Source organism: Bacillus gobiensis (genome assembly GCF_001278705.1).
In the GTDB taxonomy this organism is placed as follows: domain Bacteria; phylum Bacillota; class Bacilli; order Bacillales; family Bacillaceae; genus Bacillus; species Bacillus gobiensis.
Genome location: NZ_CP012600.1, coordinates 1463041 through 1488201 on the forward strand (window position 1 = coordinate 1463041; position 25161 = coordinate 1488201).

At 42.6% G+C, this 25161-nt stretch carries 28 protein-coding genes; 1 reads left to right on the forward strand and 27 read right to left on the reverse strand.

The window, feature by feature from the left end; all coding sequences use genetic code 11:
• Window positions 1-102 precede the first annotated feature (102 nt).
• From panD to AM592_RS07160, 9 genes are all read right to left on the reverse strand, one after another.
• Window positions 103-486, reverse strand: a complete 384-nt coding sequence (gene panD, locus AM592_RS07120; RefSeq protein WP_053603148.1) for an aspartate 1-decarboxylase — start codon at window positions 484-486, stop codon at window positions 103-105.
• Between the two features lie 14 nt (window positions 487-500).
• Window positions 501-1349: a pantoate--beta-alanine ligase gene (panC, locus tag AM592_RS07125; RefSeq protein WP_098945207.1), complete on the reverse strand. Its 849-nt coding sequence runs from the start codon at window positions 1347-1349 to the stop codon at window positions 501-503.
• The gene (gene panB / locus AM592_RS07130) at window positions 1346-2185 is read right to left on the reverse strand and encodes a 3-methyl-2-oxobutanoate hydroxymethyltransferase (RefSeq protein WP_053603149.1); all 840 of its coding nucleotides are present in this window, start codon (window positions 2183-2185) and stop codon (window positions 1346-1348) included. The genes panC and panB overlap by 4 nt, the downstream gene beginning before the upstream one ends.
• Window positions 2186-2430: 245 nt before the next feature.
• Complete coding sequence (locus AM592_RS07135) at window positions 2431-3417, reverse strand: biotin--[acetyl-CoA-carboxylase] ligase (protein WP_053603150.1); 987 nt, start codon at window positions 3415-3417, stop codon at window positions 2431-2433.
• Window positions 3402-4598 (reverse strand): CCA tRNA nucleotidyltransferase, encoded by a 1197-nt coding sequence (locus AM592_RS07140; protein WP_053606017.1) that lies wholly within the window; start codon window positions 4596-4598, stop codon window positions 3402-3404. Before AM592_RS07140 ends, AM592_RS07135 begins: the two co-directional genes overlap by 16 nt.
• 11 nt (window positions 4599-4609) lie before the next feature.
• Window positions 4610-5743, reverse strand: a complete 1134-nt coding sequence (gene bshA, locus AM592_RS07145) for an N-acetyl-alpha-D-glucosaminyl L-malate synthase BshA (protein ID WP_053603151.1) — start codon at window positions 5741-5743, stop codon at window positions 4610-4612.
• A 28-nt stretch (window positions 5744-5771) separates the two neighbouring features.
• On the reverse strand, window positions 5772-6179 hold the full coding sequence (mgsA, locus tag AM592_RS07150) for a methylglyoxal synthase (RefSeq protein WP_053603152.1): 408 nt from the start codon (window positions 6177-6179) through the stop codon (window positions 5772-5774).
• Window positions 6180-6194: 15 nt separating this feature from the next.
• On the reverse strand, window positions 6195-6998 hold the full coding sequence (gene dapB, locus AM592_RS07155) for a 4-hydroxy-tetrahydrodipicolinate reductase (RefSeq protein WP_053603153.1): 804 nt from the start codon (window positions 6996-6998) through the stop codon (window positions 6195-6197).
• Window positions 6999-7009: 11 nt separating this feature from the next.
• Window positions 7010-7345: a nucleotide pyrophosphohydrolase gene (locus AM592_RS07160; RefSeq protein WP_053603154.1), complete on the reverse strand. Its 336-nt coding sequence runs from the start codon at window positions 7343-7345 to the stop codon at window positions 7010-7012.
• A 143-nt stretch (window positions 7346-7488) separates the two neighbouring features.
• Between AM592_RS07160 and AM592_RS07165 the strand changes: the two genes are divergently transcribed.
• Window positions 7489-8361, forward strand: coding sequence for a YitT family protein (locus AM592_RS07165; protein ID WP_053606018.1), 873 nt, complete (start codon window positions 7489-7491; stop codon window positions 8359-8361).
• Window positions 8362-8391: 30 nt separating this feature from the next.
• Here the strand turns inward: AM592_RS07165 and ypjB are convergent, their stop codons facing one another.
• The 18 genes from ypjB to trpE form a co-directional block, all read right to left on the reverse strand.
• On the reverse strand, window positions 8392-9186 hold the full coding sequence (gene ypjB, locus AM592_RS07170) for a sporulation protein YpjB (protein WP_082363829.1): 795 nt from the start codon (window positions 9184-9186) through the stop codon (window positions 8392-8394).
• 69 nt (window positions 9187-9255) lie between these two features.
• Window positions 9256-9849 (reverse strand): lipoprotein heptaprenylglyceryl N-acetyltransferase LhaT, encoded by a 594-nt coding sequence (locus tag AM592_RS07175; protein WP_053603155.1) that lies wholly within the window; start codon window positions 9847-9849, stop codon window positions 9256-9258.
• A gap of 114 nt (window positions 9850-9963) precedes the next feature.
• Window positions 9964-10731, reverse strand: a complete 768-nt coding sequence (locus tag AM592_RS07180; protein ID WP_053603156.1) for a menaquinol-cytochrome c reductase cytochrome b/c subunit — start codon at window positions 10729-10731, stop codon at window positions 9964-9966.
• A gap of 41 nt (window positions 10732-10772) precedes the next feature.
• Window positions 10773-11447, reverse strand: a complete 675-nt coding sequence (gene qcrB / locus AM592_RS07185) for a menaquinol-cytochrome c reductase cytochrome b subunit (protein ID WP_053603157.1) — start codon at window positions 11445-11447, stop codon at window positions 10773-10775.
• Between the two features lies 1 nt (window position 11448).
• Window positions 11449-11955 carry a Rieske (2Fe-2S) protein gene (locus AM592_RS07190; RefSeq protein WP_053603158.1) on the reverse strand — a complete coding sequence of 169 codons (507 nt, stop codon included), beginning with the start codon at window positions 11953-11955 and terminating at the stop codon, window positions 11449-11451.
• Window positions 11956-12092: 137 nt separating this feature from the next.
• Window positions 12093-12536: a DUF2487 family protein gene (locus AM592_RS07195; RefSeq protein ID WP_053603159.1), complete on the reverse strand. Its 444-nt coding sequence runs from the start codon at window positions 12534-12536 to the stop codon at window positions 12093-12095.
• A gap of 109 nt (window positions 12537-12645) precedes the next feature.
• Entirely contained in the window at window positions 12646-13185 is a 540-nt protein-coding gene (locus AM592_RS07200) for a ReoY family proteolytic degradation factor (protein ID WP_053603160.1), read from the reverse strand.
• Between the two features lie 75 nt (window positions 13186-13260).
• Window positions 13261-14535, reverse strand: coding sequence for a tetratricopeptide repeat protein (locus AM592_RS07205; protein WP_053603161.1), 1275 nt, complete (start codon window positions 14533-14535; stop codon window positions 13261-13263).
• Between the two features lie 18 nt (window positions 14536-14553).
• Window positions 14554-15438, reverse strand: a complete 885-nt coding sequence (locus AM592_RS07210; protein WP_148564320.1) for a hypothetical protein — start codon at window positions 15436-15438, stop codon at window positions 14554-14556.
• A gap of 133 nt (window positions 15439-15571) precedes the next feature.
• Entirely contained in the window at window positions 15572-16858 is a 1287-nt protein-coding gene (gene aroA / locus AM592_RS07215) for a 3-phosphoshikimate 1-carboxyvinyltransferase (protein WP_053603163.1), read from the reverse strand.
• An 11-nt stretch (window positions 16859-16869) separates the two neighbouring features.
• Window positions 16870-17985, reverse strand: a complete 1116-nt coding sequence (locus AM592_RS07220; protein ID WP_053603164.1) for a prephenate dehydrogenase — start codon at window positions 17983-17985, stop codon at window positions 16870-16872.
• Between the two features lie 53 nt (window positions 17986-18038).
• On the reverse strand, window positions 18039-19121 hold the full coding sequence (gene hisC, locus AM592_RS07225; protein WP_053603165.1) for a histidinol-phosphate transaminase: 1083 nt from the start codon (window positions 19119-19121) through the stop codon (window positions 18039-18041).
• Window positions 19122-19133: 12 nt separating this feature from the next.
• The gene (trpA, locus tag AM592_RS07230; protein ID WP_053603166.1) at window positions 19134-19934 is read right to left on the reverse strand and encodes a tryptophan synthase subunit alpha; all 801 of its coding nucleotides are present in this window, start codon (window positions 19932-19934) and stop codon (window positions 19134-19136) included.
• Window positions 19906-21132, reverse strand: coding sequence for a tryptophan synthase subunit beta (gene trpB, locus AM592_RS07235; RefSeq protein ID WP_053603167.1), 1227 nt, complete (start codon window positions 21130-21132; stop codon window positions 19906-19908). The genes trpA and trpB overlap by 29 nt, the downstream gene beginning before the upstream one ends.
• Window positions 21125-21775, reverse strand: coding sequence for a phosphoribosylanthranilate isomerase (locus AM592_RS07240; protein WP_053603168.1), 651 nt, complete (start codon window positions 21773-21775; stop codon window positions 21125-21127). The genes trpB and AM592_RS07240 overlap by 8 nt, the downstream gene beginning before the upstream one ends.
• Window positions 21762-22532: an indole-3-glycerol phosphate synthase TrpC gene (gene trpC / locus AM592_RS07245; protein WP_053603169.1), complete on the reverse strand. Its 771-nt coding sequence runs from the start codon at window positions 22530-22532 to the stop codon at window positions 21762-21764. Before trpC ends, AM592_RS07240 begins: the two co-directional genes overlap by 14 nt.
• Window positions 22525-23541: an anthranilate phosphoribosyltransferase gene (gene trpD / locus AM592_RS07250; protein ID WP_053603170.1), complete on the reverse strand. Its 1017-nt coding sequence runs from the start codon at window positions 23539-23541 to the stop codon at window positions 22525-22527. The genes trpC and trpD overlap by 8 nt, the downstream gene beginning before the upstream one ends.
• Window positions 23513-25060, reverse strand: a complete 1548-nt coding sequence (gene trpE, locus AM592_RS07255) for an anthranilate synthase component I (RefSeq protein WP_053603171.1) — start codon at window positions 25058-25060, stop codon at window positions 23513-23515. The genes trpD and trpE overlap by 29 nt, the downstream gene beginning before the upstream one ends.
• Between the last annotated feature and the right edge of the window lie 101 nt (window positions 25061-25161).

Consider the following 25161-nt stretch of genomic DNA (forward strand, 5'->3'; position numbering starts at 1 on the left):
ACACCTCAAATTTATTATGTACCAAAAAAGTGTACCATGGTTTCTTGGACAAGTCTTGCTTCATCTAAGAAAAAAGAAGGAAAACCCCCTTGTCGAAGGGGGTTACAACACAGTCCGTGCAGGCTCGTTAGCAATAAGCTGCTCAATTTGATTATTTTCGTCTAATATTGCGATCTTTGGCTGATGGTCTTTCAGCTTCTCTTCAAAAATTTGCGCATACGAAATGATAATGACAATGTCATTTTTTTGCACGAGCCGTGCTGCTGCACCATTCAGACAGATGATTCCGCTGCCGCGGTCCCCCGGAATTATATAGGTTTCCAGCCTTGCCCCATTATTGTTATTTACAATTTGAACTTTTTCATTCGCAATCATTCCAACAGAGTCCAAGAGATCTTCGTCGATAGTAATGCTTCCGACATAATCCAGATTAGCCTCGGTCACTCTTGCCCGATGTAGCTTTGCGTTCATTACAGTACGAATCATGTATGCTTCCTCCCTTAGGAAATGGTCAAAACAATATTATCAATTAATCTTGCTTTGCTGTATTTTACAGCCGCTGCGATGATGATTTTTCCAGACAGAACATCTTGCTTCTTCAATTCGGGATAAGAATAGCATTCCACATATTCAACATTTCCCCCTGCTGCTTCTAAGTGCGCGAGGACCGCAGAAATGACTGCTTTTGGATCTCTCTCACCTTGTTCAATCATGGCTGCCCCCGCTTGCAGCGATTGGTAAATATAAGGTGCTTGATCTCTTTCTATTGGGGATAAGTTGATGTTCCGGGAGCTTTTAGCAAGGCCGTCTTTTTCCCGAATCGTTTTCGAGGCCACCAGCTCCACATCCATGAAGAAATCATGAATCAAAGCATCTACTACGGCAACCTGCTGGGCATCCTTCATTCCAAAATACGCTTTGTCAGGTGCAATGATGGAAAACAATTTTGTCAATACTGTTGCGACCCCATCGAAATGGCCCGGCCTCGTCCTTCCGCAAAGCACATCCGTGCGGCCATTGACTGAAACCGACACTGCATGATTTTCCCTGTACATTTCAGCTGCAGATGGAAGAAACAAAAGCTCCACACCTGCTTCTTCAGCCAGCTGTATATCTCTATTTACATCCCTTGGATATGAATCGAAATCTTCACCCGGACCAAATTGGAGCGGATTGACAAAAATGCTCATGACGACAATATCATTCTCTCGTTTTGCCTTTTCAACAAGAGAGAGATGCCCCTCATGCAGGTACCCCATCGTCGGAACATATCCAACAGACTTTTGTGATTTTTTAAGATGAGTTGATGCTTCTTTCATTTTTGCTGCGGTTTTAATTACTTGAATCACGATTTAATTCCCCCATGTAACCTTTCGATGATTTCTTTCTCCATTTTGTAAGAATGAGACGAATCAGGAAATGAACGGTTCCTTACATCACTTACGTAGCTTCGAAGTGCGGATTCAATTGAATGGTCAATTTGTTCATATTGCTTCACAAATTTTGCTGTCTTAGAAACGCCGTACCCTAACAGGTCATGATAGACGAGAACCTGACCGTCTACACCACTGCCAGCTCCTATTCCGATCACAGGGATGCTAAGAGAATTCGCAATTTCTTTTGCCAGCAAATACGGGACACACTCTAAAACAAGAGCGATCACACCAGCTTTTTCACAGTTGATACTGTCTTCTAGCAATTGTTTTGCACTTTTTTCATCTTTTCCTTGAACTCTGTAACCGCCCAAAACGCCGACAGATTGAGGGGTTAAACCTAAATGGCCGACAACAGGAATTCCACCGTCAGTCAATTGCTGAATGGTTCCCAAAACATTTCCGCCGCCTTCAAGCTTTAATGCATCTGCCCCTCCGCGCTGCATAATCGCAGCTGCGTTTTTCATCGTATCTTCCTTTGAACAATGATATGACATGAAAGGCATATCTGTAACGGTAAATGTCTGTTTCGCTCCTCGTTTTACCGCTTTCGTATGATGAATCATGTCATCGACGGTTACTGCCACTGTAGATTCCAGTCCAAGAACAACCATGCCGAGTGAATCTCCTACCAAAATCATATCCACACCTGATTGTTCAGCTTGCTTTGCTGAGGGATAGTCATAGGCTGTCACCATCACTATCGGTTCAGATTCACGCTTCATGTTTAAAAAATCGAGTTTGCTTTTCATTTGTTCCTCCTCCTGTGCATCAGAGGAGATGAAATCATATCAAAACAAAAATCCTTCTATTTTATTAAAAATAAAACAGAAGGAATGGCTTTTATATCAAGGCTACGAGTTTCATCCCTCTGTCCCTGTCCATCTTTTTTCGGATCAAGGCAGACTGCTTTTTTACATTTCGTCAATACAAGGTGCAGCTCCATAATCGGATACCGCCCAACCGAAAGTATATCAAAAAGAAAGTGAAGTTCCAACTAAGAAGTACGGAGGTCGATATCTGCCGAATAAATTTTCTTAATGTCTCCTTCTTTTGTTACAAGCAAAAGGACACCCTCATCGTCTATGCCTAAAGATTTGCCGGAAATCAATCCTTGCAGCGTTCTGGCAGTAATTTCTTTTCCCTGGATGGCGGCATAGCTTTCCCATATTGGTTTAATCGATTTGAAACCGTCCGATAAAAACTCCAGATATCGTTCTTCGAATTTTTTTAGAATCGTCTGGATGATTCTTGCCCTGTCAAACATGGTTTTTTGCTCGATTGACAGAGAGGATGCGATCGATTGGATTTCAGTCGGAAAATCACTTTGGCTTTGATTTACATTTATGCCTATACCAACAATGACGGAACTTACGCGATCAGCTTCCGCCTGCAGCTCTGTTAAAATCCCGACAATTTTTTTACCGTTACACAAAATATCGTTCGGCCATTTAATTTGCATTTGTAAGCTGCTTACTTCTTCCAGAGCTTGTGCAACCGCTACTGCTGTAAGGAGTGTTAACTGGGGAGTCTTGGCAACCGGAATATCAGGTGTCAGGATTAAGCTCATCCATACCCCTTTTCCAGATGGTGAATGCCACGTCCTGTTCATCCGCCCTCTTCCTGACGTCTGTTCATCAGTGACAACCAGTGTCCCCTCCACCGCTCCTTCTGCTGCCAGCTGAAGGGCTTTAATATTAGTAGAAGGCAATACATCTCTATAATGAATCTCACGGCCGAGAATATTCGTATCAAGCCCGAGTCTGATTTCATTTTCACTGATTTTATCCGGTTTCGCGACGATTCTATATCCTAATCTTCTTACAGCTTCCAATTCATACCCTTCGCTTCGTAAGCTCTCAACATGCTTCCAGACGGCCGTTCTGGAACATCCTAATTCCTCACTGATCTTTTGCCCTGATACATAATCATTGCCCGCTTTTGAAAAAAGCGCCAATAACGAATTTCTTATGCCTGATTGCACGTTTTAAGCCACTCCTTTATGGCTTCTCTGCCATTTTCCAAACCGTCTGTAATAACGGCTTTTTCGATTTTTTCTAACTCCTCGGCAATCCATTTGCCGGGTTTTTTTTTCCGGAACTGCATCAGTTCATTTCCATCAATATCTAATTCCTTTACACTTTTGATAGGCAGATGTTCATAAATCTCTTCAAGCTGAAGAAGCCGCTCCTGATCGATTTGCTTGTCTGAAAGAAGCATTCTGATACGTTCAGCTGAAAGAGCAGTATGCATCCCTGTTTTATATAGGCTAAATCGATCCCAAGATGCACGCTGGCTTTTTTGAATCGCAGCTGCATCGTTGAAAAGCTTAGCAGAGAGCTTCCACTGCCTTAAATATGCCTGGGATGATTCGGGTGAAATTTCAAGTAAACAAAGGATCGCAGCCCATAACTCTTCTTTTGATTTTAAATGATGAAAAGGAAAGCGGGAAATGGCTTCAGCTTGATGAGAGCTGCATGCTCGAAAGCCGGGCAGCATAGTCGACAGCCCGGTAGAAAACATCAATAAAAGTGCTTGTCCGCACCACGGTCCAAAAAGCATTTTTTCCATTTCAATGGCCTTTCTCTCAATCGAGATATGAGAAAGCAATTCTTTTTCCCGCTTAATCGCAGCACAAGTTTCCTCAGACAAGTGAAAACCTAACTGGCTGACAAACCGCAATGCTCTCATCATGCGCAGAGCGTCTTCATGGAAACGTTCAGATGGATTTCCTACCGTATGGATCCTTTTTTTCTGAATGTCGTTCCTGCCCCCGAAGTAATCGATTATTGATCCATCCTTCGTCATAGCCATGCTGTTAATCGTTAAATCCCTTCGTTGTAAGTCTTCCTTTAGGGAACGAATGAAGGAGACTTTATCCGGTCTTCTAAAATCAGAGTAACCTTCCTCTGTTCGGAAGGTGGTAACTTCATATGGCTCACCTTTGTGAAGGACGATGATGGTTCCGTGCTCTTTTCCGACATGAATCGTTTTTTTGAAATGCCTTTCGATCTCTTCAGGCTTTGCATCCGTTGCTATATCGATATCGCCAATCGGACGGTTCATGAGGAAATCCCTCACCGAACCGCCGACAAAATAGGCTTGAAACCCTTCAGTATGCAGTTTTTCAAGTAGAGGGACCGCGTTGAGAAATTTTTCGTCCAAAACCATAAGCTTCACTCCGGTTCGATTAATCGATTATAAATTTGTTCATACTGCTCAACGATCTTTTTGGAGGAAAATTCATTCTCCAACGCTAGATATGACCTCCGGATAAATTGAGCTGCAAGCTCTTCATTGGTTAATAACTGCAGCGCCTTTTGTGCAGCTGAGTTGTGGTCGCCAACATCGACAATGAACCCTGATTCACCATCCCTTATCACTTCAGGAATGCCGCCTGCATTAGACCCGATACACGGGACACCACATGCCATTGCTTCAAGTAAAACCAATCCGAAGCTTTCTTTTTCAGAGAGAAGCAGCATAAGGTCGCTGATTGAATATAATTCTTGCAAATTTTCTCTTTTCCCTAAAAAGAGCACGCGATCGACAATATCAAGCGTATGAGCCAGCTGGCAGGCTGCAGACATTTCCGGTCCGTCGCCGACGAGCAGCAGCTTGGATTTTATTTTGCTTGCAACCTGATGAAACACATGGATAACATCCTCGACCCGTTTTACTTTTCTAAAGTTTGAAACATGAATGATCACTTTTTCATCGGGATCTATGCCGTATTGAGCCAATAAGTAGCTCGCATCAACTTTGTTGTATTCCCGCTCATCAATAAAATTATAAACGGTTTCGATTTCTTTTACAGGTTGGATTAATTTAAATGTTTGTTCAACCAGAGAGCCGGACACTGCCGTCACATGGTCCGAAGCTTCAATCGCAAACTTTATTAATTCCTTTAACGATGAATCATAACCCAAAACGGTTATGTCTGTTCCATGCAAGGTCGTTACTATTTTCAGCTTGCCTCCGGTCATCTCTTTTGCTAAAAACGCGCTTATCGCATGAGGAATGGCATAATGTGCATGCAGAACGTCAAGCTTCTCCCGTTTTGCCACTTCCGCCATCTTGCTTGCTAATGCCAGATCATAAGGGGCATGCTTAAAAACTGCATATTGATTGACTTCTACCTCGTGAAAATATATATTCCTGTGTGCTTTATTTAACCGAAAAGGTACACTAGATGTAATAAAATGAATTTCATGCCCCCGTTCAGCAAGCAGCTTTCCTAATTCGGTTGCTACAACACCTGATCCGCCAACCGTCGGATAACAGGTGATGCCGATTTTTAATTTTTTCATGTCATGCCCCCGCTATAAAAATGAACCGTTAATCTTCTTTGTCCTTTACGAGGTTCCGAAATTGGAACGCATCAGTGTTTAATGACCGGATTAAAATTTCTGCCGTTCCCATATTAGTCGCCAGCGGTACAGCGTATACGTCACAGAGGCGGATAAGCGCTGATACGTCCGGTTCATGCGGCTGGGCAGTTAACGGATCACGAAAGAAAAGCACCAAATCCATTTTATTGTCAGCAATCAATGCTCCGATTTGCTGATCTCCGCCAAGCGGCCCCGATTGAAAACGGTAGATAGGAAGAGCAGTCGCTTCCTCAATTTTTTTTCCGGTCGTACCCGTTGCAAATAAGTCATGATCCTTTAAAATTTCTTTATAGGCGGTTGTAAACTGTATCATATCCTGTTTTTTGCGATCGTGCGCGATTAAGGCGATTTTCATTTCTATTCCCCCCGGTTATCCGATAATATGTTCCAACCCGTAAATGAGCTGGTCAACTTTCATAACTTCTTCAACAGCCAATTTAACGCCAGACATAAAAGATGCGCGGTTATACGAATCGTGCCTGATTTTCAACGTTTGGCCCTCACCTCCAAATAATACCTCTTGGTGGGCGATTAATCCCGGAAGTCGTACACTGTGTATGCGAACTCCCTCGCTGTTTGCGCCTCTTGCTCCTTCTGCTGTTTCTTTTTCATCCGGATGTCCCTGTGGTTTCGGTTCTCTCACCTGGTGGATCATTTCTGCTGTTTTTAGAGCAGTTCCGCTTGGAGCGTCTAATTTTTGGTCATGATGCAGCTCCATAATTTCGATATCTTTAAAATAGTGAGCGGCCATTTGTGAAAACTTCATCATTAAAATGGCACCCAGCGCGAAGTTCGGCGCAATAATCGCTCCGATTCCTTTTTCCTCTGTCAACCTGCCAATATAGGTTAAATCTTCATCGGAAAAACCAGTCGTTCCCACAACAGGGCGAACCCCATGCTCTAAAGCTTGAATCGTATGTTTTTTGCCGATCTCAGGTGTGGTTAAGTCAATAAGTACATCTGGAGCTGTTTCAGTAAAGCATTCTGTTATATCTGTATAAATCGTAACGTCAGGAGCTCCTGAAAGCACCTTTGAAAGTTCCATTTGATTATATGTATGGTCAATCGCTCCGACTAGCTGAAAGTGCGGGGTGCGCTCTACAAGCTTTACAGCTTCTTCCCCCATTCTGCCTCTTGGGCCGGCTATTACAATTTTAATTGTTTGTGTATCCATTTTGTTTCCTCCTAGCTGTCTTCCTTTTTCGTCCATCTGTTTTTATCTCTCGTTTGAAATTTTTCCATGACCTTGCCATGAGCCTCCTCTAAGGAAATGCCAAGTGAGTTCGCCAAGCAGATAATAACAAATAAGACATCACCAATTTCTTCTTCAATTTCTTTTTCAGTTTCACTTTTTTTCTTCGGCTTTTCCCCGTAGCGATGATTAATTTCGCGGGCAAGCTCTCCTGTTTCTTCTGTAATTCTCGCCATCATCGCCAGCGGACTGAAATAACCTTCTTTAAATTGCCCGATGTATGCATCTACTTCCTCCTGCATGCTTTTCATCGTTTTGCTTTCGGTCATCTCTCTACCTCCTGTCATCATTCTCATGTTAGCTAAGTCCGTACAATTTGACAAATGATTTTCTTATCGGGCTCGTTGCCACTTCGCCGCCAATCAACTATAATATGTAACATTATCTTCTAGATAGATTGGAGGTTTCTATGGTGCTGGCAGAATTAAAGCTGAAAAACGTTTGCTTTATTTTGATTGGAGCCGCGATTTTTGCATTCGGGCTTGTTCATTTTAATATGCAAAACAATCTGGCAGAAGGCGGATTTACCGGAATCACTCTCTTGCTCTATTTTTTATTTGATTTCGATCCGTCAATATCCAATCTCCTATTGAATATACCACTTTTTTTTATCGGCTGGAAGCTGTTAGGTCGTACTGTGTTTATCTATACAATTATCGGGACATTCGGACTCTCCCTATTTTTATGGTTTTTCCAGCAGTATCAGTTTCATATTCCCCTCCAAGGCGACCTGGCTCTTGCCGCCTTATTTTCCGGGGTGTTTATCGGGTCCGGCCTCGGAATGATTTTCAGATATGGCGGAACGACCGGTGGAGTAGATATCATCGTCCGGCTCCTTAATAAATATTACGGCGTAAGCATGGGAAAAGCGATGTTTATATTTGATGCATGCGTCATAACAGTTTCACTTTTGTCCTATCTTTCATATAAAGAAGCAATGTACACGCTGGTTGCAGTATTTGTTGGAACACGAGTGATTGATTTCATGCAGGAAGGCGCATATGCTGCAAAAGGCGCAACCATTATTTCTGAAAAAAACGAGGAAATCCGCGCAAAGATTATGAAGGAAATGGAACGGGGTGTTACGATCTTAAAAGGATCGGGAGCTTATACGCAATCAGAAAGAGATGTCTTATATTGTGTCGTTCCTAAAAATGAAATTGTCCGCTTAAAAAGTGTAATTATGATGATTGACCCGCATGCTTTTGTAGCCGTTAGCGATGTCCATGACGTGATGGGAGAAGGCTTTACGTTGGATGGTGACAAAAATCCGATCAACCGTTAAAGGACATTGCGCTATATCACGCGATGTCCTTTATTTTTCCGGTTTTTTAACCTTTTCTTTTTTTCTATTGGTTTCTGCTCTGTACTTACGAAATCCTACATAGATTAACGACAAGATAATTGTGCTGCCTGTTGTCAGCATCACCCAAAACAGCGAAGGATCCGAATCGTCTTTTTTATTTTCAAATACATCGATCAAATCCTCTTCCAGGACTGTCATTTGTTCTAATTGTGTACTCATTGTCATCTCGGTAAACTCGCTCAGTTCAATGGCTTCGATATGTTTATCCACCTCTTTTATGGCAGCAGCGGAAACGGAAACGTTCATGCTCGGATAGATCGTTCCGTATAAAGAAAGAAATTCATTCCATGTCTTGCGGAATCGGGTATCCTCTCCTTTTTCTATTTCTGACTTCATCTTTTCTAATGAATGAAAAACAGTCTCCTCAAATGAAAGCCAAAGCGGCTCGTATCGTGAATAAACTGAATCAAGGAGCAGTCTGAATTGTGTTGCCGCCCTCGCCTTGTCAGCAGTCGGAATTTCTTCATTTGATAAAGCATCAATTGCCAATCGGTAATTCACATTTATCTGCCGCGCCTGATCAGACGGAACCTCTCCTTTTTCTTCTAAAACTTGAAATTGCTTTTCAAAGAAGCCGAGCACTCTTACAGCTTCTTCGTAACGATCCTGCCTTGTTAATTGAAAAACTGTATCTGATAAATCATTTAACTCTGTCCATGTTACTTCTTCCGCTTTCGCTTCCATCGAGAAGGCTTGAAAAATTAATATGAAAGATAATACTCCGCAAATCAGCCATCTGTCCATTTCTGTCCCCCCCAGCCGTTTTCATTAAAAGGTATGAAGGTGTGGACAAGATTAGACCATCAATGTTCGTTATGGCAGCTGAAGCTTCGAAGATTTAGGAGATAACACGAGTGCATAAGCTGTAATTAGACAGACGACACTCAGCCAAAACGTAAAATAGCCGATTTGCGGCATATAATCCGTCAGCACTGAATAATTGGGCATCATTCCGAACACATAATCGATGAAGTCATTATGAAGCGTCCATATCGCTGCGATCACTAGATGCCAAAGCTTAAATCGGTAATAAGGAGCATAAAGAACTCCTTGTACAGCCATGGCAAAATGGGAAACGATAAGCATGTATCCCGTCCAATGAAGATCTCCTGTTGTCAAGAGAACCAGCAGATTCATGATTACCGCCCATATCCCATACTTCATCAACGTAACGATCGCAAGCGCTTCGAAAAGAGACCAATGGTGCTTGAACAAAAAACCAATTAGAACAATTAAAAAGAACAAACTGGCCGTCGGACTATCGGGTACAAAGACGATAAAACGGGCTGGGGTTTCTGAGAGCTGTGACCCGTACCAGTAATAGCCGTATAACGTTCCGATAAAATTCACGACGAGGAGAAACAACAGAATTGGTTTCGTACCAAATATGTATTGAATATCTTTCACTTTTTTCTATCCTGCCTTTATAAAGAGTCACAAAAAAAGCTGACCGCCGCCAGCTTTCTTTGTCTATAAAAAGTATATCCCTACAAAAGCAGAAACACAATCGTAAAAGCGTCACTATTTGGTTGTCGTTTCTGAGATGAATTTCGAGAGCTTTTCGAGCTCTTCATCCGACCCTTTGAAGATACCCGGAGGCATATTGCCTTTTCCGTCTTTCGCTATTTTTGCCACCTCTTCCGGAGATAATCCGGTTTCTACAAGTGAAGGACCTGCTCCTCCCCCCTGCAACGTATCCCCATGGCAAGAAATACAGCCTTGCTCCTGAAAAATTTTATATCCCTCAGATTCCGTGTCGATATCTGCTTCCTCTGTTATTTTTCCTTGCTGCTCTGCTGCTTCCCAATCATGGGTAACAACCGATTCATAGGTTAAAGCAACAGTCGCAAAAACTGCCAGGAGCATCATTCCAGTCGCAATCGGACGTTTATGGGGCCTTCTTGCTATTCCCCTGTCTAAAAAAGGAGCCAAGAGAAGCGCCGTAAATGCAATCCCCGGCATGACAATCGCTCCAATTACCGTATATGGTCCCGATGCATATTGATATTTTAATAGTTGGTATAAAAATAAAAAGTACCAGTCAGGGAGCGGAATATATCCTGTATCCGTCGGGTCTGCCATTCGCTCCAACGGCGGTGCGTGAACAATGGTGAGTACAAGAAAGCCAACTAAGAAAACCGCGCCGACCATCCATTCCTTCAATAAAAAATTGGGCCAAAACGCCTCTGTCTTTCCCGGGTATTCTGAATAATCCTTCGGTATATTCGCCTTTCTTTCTGCAGGAATTCGTGAATCGCCGACAAATTTCATCCCTTTGCCCCTTTGCATACCTTCCCCTCCTTGTCATGATTTTACTTTTGCTATTCGGTTTACAATGGACCAGAAATCCCTTGTTTTCGAATCATGATAAAATGCGCAGCCATTAATCCAAATAATGCAGCAGGAAGGAAGAAGACATGGATCGCAAAAAAACGGGTAAGTGTTTGGGCACCGACGATCTCTGAATGCCCCGCTAGAAGAACCTTAATATGCGTCCCAATCAACGGAGTTGCTTCAGCGATCTGCAAGCCTACCTTCGTCGCGAAAAGCGCTTTCATATCCCAAGGCAGCAAATAGCCGGTAAACCCAAGTCCAAGCATGACGAAAAAAATCAGCACACCGACAATCCAATTTAATTCTCTTGGCTTCTTATACGCTCCCTGGAAAAATACTCTCAGCGTATGTAAAAACATCATCACAATGACAAGACTAGCTCCCCAATGATGCATTCCTCTCACTATTTGGCCGAATGCTACTTCATTTTGCAAATAATAAACAGATTTCCAGGCATTTTGAATATCGGGTACATAATACATGGTCAAAAACATGCCCGATAAAACTTGGATAACGGTTACAAAAAAGGTCAGCCCGCCAAAGCAGTACACAAATGCCGAAAAATGATGAGCCGGATTCACGTGTTCAGGCACTTCATGATCTGCAAGGTCCCTCCATAACGGAGTGATATCCAGCCGTTCATCAACCCAGTCATAAATTTTGTTAAGCATGTTACCCCGCCCCCTTCGGCTTTGCTTTCCCGAGATAAAGAAACCCATCCCTGATTTCATGTTCGTAATGGTCCAAAGGTCCAAGCGGCGGAGTTCCGGGTACATTTGTTCCATCCTTTTCGTATAGTCCGTAATGGCACGGGCAGAAAAACATGTTTTTATTTTTGGGATCGCTGTTCCAGTTCACGGTACATCCCAAATGTTTACAAATTGGTGATAGCGCTGTCACTTTATCGCCGTTTTTGTACACCCAAGCTGACCGTGACTCCTCTGATTCATACCAAGCGTCTACCTGATTGATTTTAAAGTCAAAGCGCTGAGGCTCCTCGGTTAATTCATCGACGCTGACCACTTGCACCATCTCTTGATTTTCCGTCGGCCGCAATACTGGATCGAGCGCGAAACGAACCATAGGCATAAGCATCCCTGCAGCCATAAATCCCCCTACGCCTGTAAGCGTATAATTCAAAAACTGGCGCCTAGATACCTGATGTCTTTTTTCGCTCATCACATACTCCCCCCTAAGTCATCACCCTTCGTTTCATGAAAAAAACAATTCCGTATGGCAAGACACCCTCATAATATATCAATCTCTTAGTAAGGTCAATACAGAGAAATCCCAGTCTGATGCAAATGTAAGGGTTTTTATGAGCCGTTCCAATATTGTAACAAAATGTTCAAAATTTTCTCTATTTGGTCTTGAACCATTTTTTGTTTCAAGGCTGTGCTCAAGTCTTCAAGAGGGACATGCGGAATGGTGATTACTTGAAACTCTTCCAATGCATCCTTCCATTCTTCCTCAGTGGTGATAAATACGACATGCCGAAACTCGCGATTGACTGAATCACCAAGCTTTCTTATAAATGGCAGCGAAAATTCTTTTTCCACATAAGTTGACGAAGGGAATAAGAATACCCGTCCTTTTAACTGCCTTTCAAGCTCCTCTGTGATCAGCGACGTATACTCTCCTTTAGTGACAATTGATTTCCAGTTTGAATCTAGTTGTACAGAAACGATTGGGATAATAGCCGTATCTATATACTCCTTTGAGTGAAGGTATAGCTCGGCATCTTTTGCTCTCCATTTCATCGGGTGCTCCTTTCGCAATCTTTTTGATCAAGAAAAAAAGCCCTGCAAAGAGTGTGCAAGGCTGGTTGCTGCGTACTAAGCTTTGGAGACTGGTGCTTTATCACACTCTTCATTTTAACTTTTGCAGCTTTTCTGTGAGTTCAACAAACGCTTTTTTGTCTTTTCTATCCAGCGCGAGATCAATTTCATGCAAAAGCTTCTCTTTTTGAAAGGAGGCTATGGCGTGTTGGAGAAGATCTTCGGCAATCGTCCGATCCTTCTCGTTTTCATTCATTTCCTTCGGCAGGTGCGGGTTAGATTCCAACACAGCCGCATACTCTGGCGAATGATAGGACGAACGGAAATTGAGCTGAATAAATAAACTTTGATTTTTGTTAAGGCGAATATCGTGAAAAGATTTTTCTGCGTCGGTAGTCATTACGTTTTGTTTGTAAAATCGAAAAGGAGCTTCCTCTACGCAATGAGTTGACATGATGATGCCGCGAGGGCAATATTCTGCATTTTCCACAAAATGCACCTTTTCCATTAATGAATCATGACTCATTAAATAATTTAGAATCCATACACACTCTCTTCTTTTCAATTGGTAATGATTTAGAAACCACCGAATAAAATCTTTTTTTTCATTGACAGAAACAGGGGTGTGCATTTTATTCCCTCCTCTATCGTTCCTTATATTCTTCCCTTTAATCTATACTTCCACATAACCTTATTTTTTCCTTCTTTAACCCAAAAATTCTTCCTCTTCAATTCGCAAAATGGTTTCTTCCAATTCCTGATTTACCCCATCAATGTGAAGCACTTTTTTCAACAGAGGAAGAGCTTCTCGCTGCCTTCCTTCCTCAAGCAGAAATTGTCCATATTCGTAAAGGAAGTCTCGATCTGATTCAAAATGTTGAGAGGCTTCCTTGTATTTGGCCGCGGCTGAATCATACTCTTCCAGTTCTTTGTAGGCAGTTGCTAAATACCATGAAAATTTCGGGTTAGTCTCCCCATAGCTTTCTACCTCGCGAACCAAGTCAAGTATTGCCTGGTAGTCCTCTTTTTGCAAGTATACGGACAACAACACATGAGCGGCCTCCACATAACCGGGATCCAGTGCAACAGCTTCCTGCAAAAGCAGTTCGGCATCGGCGTCATTTTTTAGCTTTAAAGAGAGCTTCGCCGCAAAAAGGTATAGTTCTTTGTTGAATTCATCCTGCTTTATCCCCTCTTTTGCTGCGGCTATGGCTTCATCAAACATGCCTTCTTCTTCAAAGCTTGAAGCCAGCGGGACATACAGCGAAGTATAGCCGGGATCCATCTCTTTTAATTCAGTTAAATGCTTGACGGCCGTTTTGGTTTGTCCAGCTTTAAGTGCGGTCATACCGTAACCGAAGAGGGTGTCGGGTTCCAGAAGATGTTTTGGTATTTGGTTATAAAACGTAAGAGCTTCCTCAAATTCTCCTAAGTGGCTGAGTGATTCGGCAATTCTGCTGTCAAGGGAAATACCCGCGATTGTATGTTCCTTTCCGGATGCTTTTTTATAATAGGATTGCGCTTTACCATACAATCCTTGAGTAAAATAAAGCTCGCCAAGCGCAAACTGTATGATCGGTTCATCCGGAAGCAACTCTGCGGCATTAAGAAGTTTTTGTTCACTAACTTCGAATAGTCCTTGCATCTGATACAAATCAGCCAAAAGTAAAAGGCTTTCCGGATATTGTTCATCTGAAGCTGGGATCTCTTCTAAAAGAGCTATGGCTTCTTCTTCTTTATCCAGTTCAATTAACAGCTCTGCGTAAAAACACGTCAGATTGCTTTCAAAAGGATACAATTCATGTAAATCTGCAATCATGGCAGCCGCTTTATGAATATCACCCCAATTGTAATAAAGCTCGGCAACAACAGCCTTTTCTTCATCATGGAGATTCTTCTCGATTCTGTCCAATGTTTTCAGGCCTTTTTCTGTTTGCCCTTCCTCTACCAACGCAATCGCTTCTTGAATAGCTGTATTCACTTAAAACCTTTCCTTTCTTTAAACAAATGCTGATTTATTATGGAACTTAACTGCTTTCCCTGTATAACATTCTTCTCCAAAACCTGGTTTGAAAAACACTCCTTCTCCTGCTTTTTGCAATTTTCCCTTGTGCACGGATATGATTGGGGTATCCCTATCATAAAGGCGGTAACCGTCTCCTGCAAGAATTCTGCTTTCATTTACGTAAAAAAGATTATAATCCACATCTCCCCCCACACGAATTTCTCCTTTGGCAGGACAAATTCCCAGCTTAAAAAGCTGTTCATGAGCCAATGTAAGTTCTTCTTTCAACGGCTCATCCAAAAAAGTAATCCGAGCGCTGGAGAGTGATTTTCTCCACCTTGCTTTTAACATAAATAGCTTAATAAATGAAAGGGATTCCGGAAAACACGGAACAAGCGGAATCGAGGTGTCAGAAAAGGCATCGCTAATCCATCCCCAAGGCACATTATTCCAATCATATTGGTCCAGGTGTTCGAGAAATATGCAGGATACGTTTAATTTTTTGCAGGCTCTGACAAATGATGGTGTTAACGCAGAAAGAGGGATCTGCACAGCGATATAGTAGTCAATCGGGCTGTTAAAATACGTTTTTCTTCTTTTTCCGACCTTTTGCTTTAACTCTCTTTCATGAGAAAGCTTTACAACAGTAATAATCACAGTAACACCTTTTTTTAAATATGTTTCTTCTGCATGCTTTTTAAACTGGGAAAAAGGCAGCTGCTCTACCGGAGTCCGGTCGATGCTCACCCTTCCCGGAGCCATAATATATGGGCTCATATTCATCTTAATAAAATGATAATTATCCATTGAGCTACGGATGTAATCAATTCGGCTTCCGTTAACAAGAATCGAGCACGTTTTCACTTTGTCATTTTTCATTATTCTCGCACGATCCAATATATAAGACAGATATACCGCCGCCTCTCATTTATGTCTTAAGACAAGCTATGAGAGCATTCTCAAAAATATGAGGAAAACTAAAATAGAGAAGAAGCCTGAGTCCAAAAAGTCCTCAGGCTTTACCCGTTAATGTATCGATGTGGCTGAAGAAATTCGGGTAAGATACTTCAATTGCATCGGTGTTCTCAATATTGATGGCTTCCTCGCAAATTAAACCTGCGATTCCGAGCATCATGCCAATTCGATGATCCCCGTGGCTGGAAACATTTGCTCCGCCCTTTAAGGTTGTTTTTCCGTGGATAATCATTCCGTCCTCAGTAGGTTCAATGCTTGCCCCCAGCTTTTTCAGCTCAGAGACTACCGTATCGATCCGGTTCGTTTCCTTCACCTTTAATTCGGCAGCATCCTTAATGATTGTCGTACCTTCTGCTTGAGTTGCCAACAGGGCCAAAATCGGAATTTCATCGATCAAGCGCGGAATTAAGTCACCGGAAATCTCGGCAGCTTTTAGTGAAGACGTTTCAATGATAAGATCACCAAAAGGCTCAGGGCTGTCCGATTGATTCTCGATGATTGTAAGCTCGACGTTCATTTTCTTTAAAGCATCGATTATACCGGTTCGAGTAGGATTTAATCCAACGTTTTTCAGAACGATTCGGCTGTTAGGTACGATAGCTCCGGCCACAAGAAAAAACGCAGCGGAAGAAATATCTCCTGGTACAAAGACATCAGTCCCTTTCAGCTTCTGCCCGCCTTGAACGGAAACAGCCATACCGTTGGTTTCGACTTCAGCCCCGAACATAGTAAGCATACGTTCAGTATGATCTCTGGATTTATGCGGTTCTGTAACTGAAGTTGTTCCGCTAGCCTGTAAACCAGCAAGCAAAATCGCCGATTTTACCTGCGCACTGGCTACCGGCGACGTATATTGGATCGCTTTTAGCTGGCCGCCTCTTACAGAAATCGGTGTAAAATCACCGCCATTTCTGCCGTCAATCGAGGCGCCCATTTCTCTTAGCGGAACGGTTACACGCTTCATCGGCCGTTTTGCAATGCTTTCATCACCAGTTACAGTGCTGTGAAACCCTCTTCCAGCCAGTATACCAAGGATGAGTCTCGTCGTTGTTCCTGAATTCCCGGTATCAAGCACCTCAACAGGTTCCTGTAATTGATCGATTCCTTGTCCGTACACAGTCACGATTTCTCCATCACGTTCAATAGAAACGCCCATTTTTTTGAAACAGCTGATCGTGCTCAAACAGTCAGCCCCTTCTAAAAAATTGCGAATGGTCGTTTTTCCTTCTGCCAATGCACCAAACATGACTGACCGGTGGGAGATGGACTTATCTCCGGGAATTTGAATTTCTCCTGATAATTGATCAACTTTACTTATTTTCATGCATAACCACCTCAGTCAGCGTAAAATGTATCATATTCTGCGCGGATTCGAATGCACTTTTCCGCTTGCTTCCGATCAGCATCCGATTGAAAGCTGATTCGAAGCACTCCGTTTATCTCTTCACGCGTTTCGATAATGCGAATGTTTGTGATGCTTATTCGTTCTGCAGCTAAAATTGCCGTAATTTCTGAAATCACTCCCGGTGAATCAGGGACATCAACATAAAGGTCATAAAACGCAGGTATTGCGCCTTTTTGCTTGATCGGCAAGCCATCCCGGTAATTTTTCGCCATCTGAAAATAGGCATACAAGTTCTCGGCATCTTCATTCTCAACATACGAACGGATGTTATCCATCTCTTTTTGCCATTCATCAAAACGGCTGATCATTTTATCCTTATTATGCAGCAAAATATCCCGCCACATCGCCGGACTGCTGGAAGCTATTCTCGTAATATCGCGAAACCCCCCAGCTGCAAGTCGCTTCACAATCGGAAATCCATTTTCAAATCGTGAAGCTTGATGGACTAAGCTCGCAGCAACAATGTGGGGAAAATGGCTGATGACGCTCGTAACTTCATCGTGGTCTTCAGGACTCATTTCCAAAAAGTTCGCGTGAGTTCCTCTCAGCAGTTCCTTTAATTTAGCAAGCGAAGACAACTTTGCTGATTTTGATGGCGTGAGTATGTAAAATGCATTTTCAAACAAAAGCTTCTTTGCCGCAGTGACTCCTGATTTATGCGAACCAGCCATCGGATGTCCGCCAATAAATTCGAAGTTCTCCGGAAGCACCTGTTCTGCATAATCAGCCACTCGTTTTTTTGTGCTGCCTACATCAGTAACGAGAAGAGGTTCCTTTCGTTCCGACTTTGCAATACAGTCAAGCAATTTCACGGTTTGTTCCACCGGCGTTGAAAGGAAAATGATCGAGGCTTCGTTTATGCCTTCTTCAATGGAAGAGGAAATACGGTCAATAACACCTAATTTTTTAGCAGCAACGGATTGTTCCTCAGAGATATCATAGCCGGCAATACAAATTTCCGGAAATTCATTCTTGATCGCAAGTGCTATGGAACCCCCGATAAGACCTAGTCCTACCATAAAAATGGTTTCGTTAGAATGATTCATTGATTCTGTAATCTCCCTGGTCAATAGACATAAGAGGTGACGTTCATCACCTCTTAGAGTAATTCCTTTAAAATTGCAATGATTTCTTCGTTTTGTTCCCTTGTACCAATTGTAATGCGTAATGAAGTCGGGAAGCCTAAAGCCTTTCCGGACCGGACAATATAGCCTTTTTCTAACAAGGATTGAAACAATTCATCCGCGTCCCTGTTAAAATCAATTAGTATGAAATTGGCTTGGGAAGGGTAATAATCAAGATTATTTTCTGAACAAAAGCGATAATATTGCTCCAGCCCTTCCTTGCATTTGGAGACAATGTCTTTTATAAAATCTTGGTCCTCCAAGGCTGCAGCTGCCGCTGCTTGAGCAAATCTATTTACATTAAATGGCTCGCGTGCAGGCTCTACCGCTCTCAAAAGCTCCGGACGGCCAATTCCATAACCGACACGCAGCGAAGATAATCCATATGCTTTAGAAAAAGTCCTTAGAATGATTAAATTCGAATGTTCTTCTAAAAGAGGGATCGTCTCCGGATAATCCTCTGCATCGACATACTCATAGTAAGCTTCATCTGAAACGACCAGCACATGCCGTGGAACTTTAGACAAAAATTCTCTGAATTCTTTTTCCTTAATGTATGTCCCTGTCGGATTGTTTGGTGTACATAACCAGATGATTTTAGTTTTTTCATCGATTGCATCAAGCATCCCTTTTAAGTTATGGGATCCATCCTCAAGAAGCTGGACTTCACGAATTTCAGCACCTTCAATGACTGCATTGTGTTTATATTGCGGAAATGAAGGGGCAGGCATAATTGTATTGGAATCTTTATCCAATAAAGATCTGCTGAGAATTTGAATGACTTCATCAGAGCCATTTCCGAAGATTAGCGACTGCTCATTCACATGTAAGAAGGCAGCAAGCTTCTTCCGAAGATTCGCACACGAACCATCTGGATAAAGAGCTAAGAAAGCCGCTTCCTTTTGAAGGGCTTCCTTCACATGATTTGAAGATCCGAAGGGATTCTCATTGGACGCAAGCTTTGTCACTTTGCTTAAATTAAATTCTTTTTTTACTTCTTCAATCGGTTTTCCAGGCTGATAGGGCTTCAGCTTGGTCAACTGTTGTTTAATCTGCAATTGAACGTCACCTCATTTTAGCATGTAAGACCCGCTGAAAGTTTTGGCGTATTCCTCAAATTCTTTCAGTGCTTTTTCCCTTGTACCCGGTTGAATTAACTCGTCCTCTAATTGTTCAATTTTGTTGACGAGGGCACTTCCCACAACAACCCCATCACTCACTTCGTTCATCTCTTTTACTTGTTTCGAGCTGGAGATCCCGAAGCCGACAGCTACAGGTAACGAGCTGATCTCTTTCACTTTGCGAATAAACGGGTAAACCGACGGATCAAATTGATTGCGTACCCCTGTGACCCCCAGGCTCGACACACAATAGATAAATCCTTCAGCTTTTTCAATTATCTTTTTCATTCTGTGTTCACTTGTTGGCGCAACAAGCGAGATGTAAGTGATTTGATGTTTTTTGCATTCTTGCTGCAGATAGGCGCTTTCTTCAAAAGGCAAATCAGGGACTAGCAGTCCTTCTGTTTTATTTTCTCGCAGTAAAGTGAAAAAGTAATCCGGATTTAATTGTAACACAGGATTATAATACGTAAAAAGAATTATTGGCACCGTTACGCCATTTTTTTTCATCTCACCTGTCAATTCAATCGCTTTTACGATATTCATATCGTTTTTCAGCGCCCGTTTGGATGCACGTTGGATCACAGGACCATCAGCTAGCGGGTCAGAATAAGGAACGCCTAATTCAATTGCAGAAGCCCCGGCTCTCTGTAGTGACTTAGCTAGCTCTATCGTTACTTCCGGCAAAGGATCTCCTGCAGTAATAAAGGGAATAAATAATTTATCTTGCGGATGACTTGAAAGCTTCATCTTCTACTTTCACCTCTTCTTCCATTACTTTCATTATCGTATGAACGTCTTTGTCTCCTCTTCCTGAAAGACAAATCAAGATAGTTTGATCGTTTGACATTCCTTTTGCCATTTCAAATGCTTTAGAAAGGGCATGAGCAGACTCTATAGCCGGAAGTATGCCTTCTTTGCGGGTTAGCAGTTTCAATGCAGCTATTGCCTCATCATCTGTTACGCTATGATAAGTGACTCTGCCGGTGGAATGAAGATACGCATGCTCCGGCCCGATACCAGGATAATCAAGTCCTGCTGAAATGGAATAAGGTTCGATAATTTGTCCGAATTGATCCTGGATCATGTAGGTCATCGACCCGTGGATCACCCCTTTTGTTCCCTTCCCTATAGTAGCAGCATGAAAAGGAGTATCGATGCCTTTTCCGGCAGCCTCTGCGCCGACAAGCTGTACATCTTCTGACAAAAAGCTGTCGAAAATGCCGATTGCGTTGCTGCCGCCACCAACACATGCTACAACGGCATCAGGAAGCTTGCCTTCTTTTTCTAAAAATTGCTGTTTAGCTTCTTCGCCGATGATTTTTTGAAATTCCCTCACTATGAAAGGATAAGGGTGCGGGCCGACAACTGAGCCAATAATGTAAAAGTGATCGTTGCAGTGCTGTACCCAATATCGGAAAGCTTCGTTCGTCGCATCCTTTAATGTGCCGTTTCCGCTTGTCACCGGAACAACTTCCGCTCCGAGAAGCTTCATCCGAAAAACATTCAGCGCCTGTCTTTCGATATCTTCCTCTCCCATAAATATCCTGCACGACATGCCAAACTTTGCAGCAACTGTCGCCGTCGCAACGCCATGTTGACCAGCTCCGGTTTCCGCAATGATTTTCGTTTTCCCCATTCGCTTCGCAAGCAGTGCCTGGCCAATGGCATTATTGATTTTATGGGCTCCGGTATGATTCAAATCTTCCCGTTTCAAATAAATTTTTGCCCCGCCTAAATATGCCGTCATTTGATCTGCATACGTTAAAGCTGTCGGCCTGCCGGAATATTCTTGTAATAGATGAAGGTATTCCTCGCGGAAGCTTGCATCTTCTTTTATGTTTTGAAAAGCGGTTTCGATTTCAATTAAAGGCTGCATAATCGTTTCAGGAACAAATTTGCCGCCGAACTCGCCGAACCTTCCCTTGTTATCAGGATAGTTATTCATGATGAAACATCCTCTCTTCCAACATTTTGATTAAAGCACTTGATTTTCTTCCATTCTCCTCAATGCCGCTAGATAAATCAACCCCGCTCGGCTTCCATTTCATCAAGTCTTCTACGTTTTCCGCTGAGATCCCGCCGGCGATAAAACAGTCTTTTCCAGCCTCTATTGCCGCTTTCGTATAGCTTGGGATATACTCCCACGGAAACGATTCACCCGTACCGCCGCGTTGTTTTTTAGAAAACGTATCTATGACAAACCCGTCAACTGCCGGAGAGTATGTTTCCATCAATTGAAGCGTCTTGTCATTATGATGAAGAGCCTTCCAAATTTTTTTCTCTGGAGAAAGTTGTTTCTTTAGCTCGGTGATCTCGCTCACGGTTTCATCTCCGTGCAGCTGAATCACATCTAACGACGACTCTGCAGCTGTTTGGACTATGGATGGAACAGATTCATTCACAAAAATGCCAACAAGCTTTTTGCCTGCCGGATCCGTATGATCTATCCAGCCTTTTACGTCCTGCGGCAATACTTTTCGTTTACTCTCTGCAAAGATAAACCCGATATAATCGGCTTTTGATTGCGAGGCGACTTGAAAATCACGCAGCGATGTCATCCCGCAATATTTTAATTTAGGCGTTCCCATTTTTGGTTTCTCCAAATAAGTCCTGAATAGCCACGAGCTGGTCATCTTTTCTCATTAAAGATTCTCCGACTAATACCGCTTTTGCACCGCACCCTTCAACAAAAAGCAAATCCTCTGCTGATGAAATGCCGCTTTCACTAATCAATAATGATTCTTTTGGGACAAGCTGGGCGATACTCAATGTTTGCTCAAGCGTCGTTTGAAACGTTTTTAAGTTTCGATTATTGATACCGACAATTTCAGGTGTAAATCGCTTCAGAATCTCTTCAAGGGTGTGCTGATCGTGTACCTCTACGAGGACATCGAGTCCTTTTTCATAAGCTTCCAAATACAGTTCGTGCAGCTTATCCGCCTCCAGTGCTTCACCAATTAAAAGAATCGCATCAGCACCGATTCTTTTAGATTCTTCAATTTGAATCGGTTCGAGTATAAAATCTTTTCGCAAGATCGGCAGCTGTACGGTTCTTTTCACTGACGTTAAATACTCATTTTTTCCTTGAAAAAATGGAAAATCCGTGAGCACGGATAAGCAATCCGCGCCTGCTCTTTCATAGGAACGAGCAATTTCTTCCGGCTGAAAATCAGCTTTTATCAATCCTTTTGATGGGGAGGCTTTTTTCACTTCTGCAATTAAGCCGAGAAATCGAGTTGATGTTTCTAAAGCTTCTTTAAAAGGCCGAATGGGTATTTCCAAATCTTCTGGCAGGCTAAGATCCTGCAAATCTTCTCTTTTTCTGGTGATAATTTTGTTAAGCATATAATTCTTCCTTTTTTTGTTTTAGTTTTTCCAATTGGTCAAGTGCTTTTCCGGTTTTAATCGCATCTAACGCTATTTCGACGCCTTCTTTCAGGTTCTGCGCCTTGCCTGCAGTATAAAGGGCAGCGCCTGCGTTGAAAGCGATAATGTGTAAGGCTGTTCCGCTAGTACGGTTGTTAAAAACTGACGTAATGATCTTTCCGCTTTCCTCGGGGGTATTAACTTGAATGTCCGTGATCCTGCCATACGAAAGTCCGGCTTCTTCCGGTGTGATTTTATATTCCTTCCGCTCTCCGTCCTTAAGTTCGATCACATTTGTCGGAGCCGTTATTGTCAGTTCATCCAAGCCGTCTTCACCATTGACAAATAAAACGTGTTTCGGCCCGAACCGTTCAAGGGCAGCAGCCATGATTTTCGCTTTTTCTAATGAATATACACCGATTACTTGGCGCTTTGCCTGCATTGGATTGATCAGAGGCCCAAGAATATTAAATACGGTTCGGAATCCCAGCTCCTTTCTGACTTGAGCTACATTTTTCATAGATGAATGATAAAGTGGAGCAAACAGAAACGTCATATTTTTCTTTAAAACGGCTTGCTTTGCTTCGTCGGGAGTCGACTGAATGGCAATCTGCAAGTGCTCCAACACATCAGCGCTTCCACTTTTCGAAGATACGGATCGATTTCCGTGTTTAGCAATCTTGGCGCCGCAGGAAGAAGCAACAATGGCTGCTGCAGTCGAAATATTAAACGTTGATGCACCATCTCCACCGGTTCCGCACGTATCCACCACTTCATCGATTTCGTCCACTTGAACAGCACGGTTTCTGATCGCTTTTACAAAACCGGTGATTTCATCAACCGATTCCCCTCTGTACGCGAGAAGAGATAAAATACCACCGGTTTCTGAAGGTGTGAGCTCGCCTGCCATCATCTGGTCCATCAGCTCAGCTGCATTTTGCTCAGTAAGCCTGTGTCCATTAACTACGTGGTTGAGTAGTGAGTTCATATACTTTTTCCTCCCTGTCGGCAAAAATGTCTTCTGCTATTTTAATTGTGTCTAAAAGAGCAGCGGCTTTGTTTAAGCTTTCCTCCCATTCCTTCTCTGGGACAGAATCCGCGACTATTCCTGCACCGGCTTGAACAGACGCAATTCCGTCTTTTATGCTCATTGTACGAATAGTGATGCACGAATCTATATTTCCATCGAAGCCAATGTAAGCGATACACCCGGCGTAGGTTTCCCGCGGTGTCGGTTCAAGTTCGTTTAGTAGCTGCATAGCCCTGATTTTAGGTGATCCGGAAAGAGTTCCTGCCGGAAAGGCCGACATCAGCGCGTCCACAGGATGTATACCTTCCCGCAAAACTCCTGTCACAATCGATATAATGTGCATGACGTGTGAAAAGGAGACGACTTTAGTCAGCTCGGGAACGTTGACAGACCCGTATTCCGCGACTCTTCCAATATCATTTCGGGCAAGATCTACCAGCATATAGTGTTCAGCCAATTCTTTTTCATCGGCTAAGAGATCTTGTTTTAAATCATCATCCTCTTTCTGATTCGCGCCACGTTTTCTCGTGCCTGCAATCGGATGAATTTCGAGGTGTCCATTCTGTATATGAATTAATCGTTCAGGTGAGCTACCGACAAGTTCCCTGTCTGGAAGCTTAATATAATACATATACGGAGACGGATTCACCATGCGTAACACTCTGTACAGCTCAAAAGCATCTGTCTTGACTGGCATTTCAAACCGCTGGGATAAAACACCTTGGAATATATCCCCGGATCTAATGTACTCCTTCAGTTTTTCAACATCCTTTAAAAACCGGCTTTTTTCATAATTGGAGGAGAACTCTTTATCACTCAGTTTTTCTTTTTGCTGGACGGTTGACAGAAGAACATCTTTTGTTTCCTTTGGCTCGGAAAGCTTTGTGACAAGGCGTTTTAACGATTGCTGGTTTTCCAAAAACACCTTTTCTTTTTCCTTGTCTGACTCTGTTCCATTTAAACGGGCGTAATGGATAAAATGAACCTTTTTCAGCTCATGGTCAAAAGCAATGATGGTCTGGCATACAAAAAGCATGCATTTTTCTAGATCTGTCACGTCACGATGCGGCTGAACCGAAGGCTCTATTAACGGAATGAAATCATAACTTAAATAACCGACAGCTCCCCCAGTAAATGGGATATCGAGTTCCGGTATTTTGATTTTATACGCTTCATTCATCCATTCGATCATTTGTTTCAAATGAGGCTTGCTAATTAAATGCTTCTCTTCATCACAGGCAAGAAAGGCTCCGTCTTTTTCCTTTATCGTTAGAAAAGGATTCAATCCGATAAAGGAGTATCTGGACCAATCTGAAGACTCATCCTTGCTTTCTAAAAAATAAGTAATCTCCCGGTCAAGCTTTTCAATCATTTGAACCGGAGACAGTGTATCCACTGTAAAGGACTCAACAATTGGAATCGTTTTGTAAGAAAGGCTGTCATTTAAAAATGCGGATAATTCGGATTGGTAATTCAATGGTTTTCTCTCCTTCCGGGATGGAGGAGAATGAGGCTTAAGACGTGAGGATATACAAAATAAACCCAAAAGAAACATCTATTTCTTTTGGGCAGGATTTA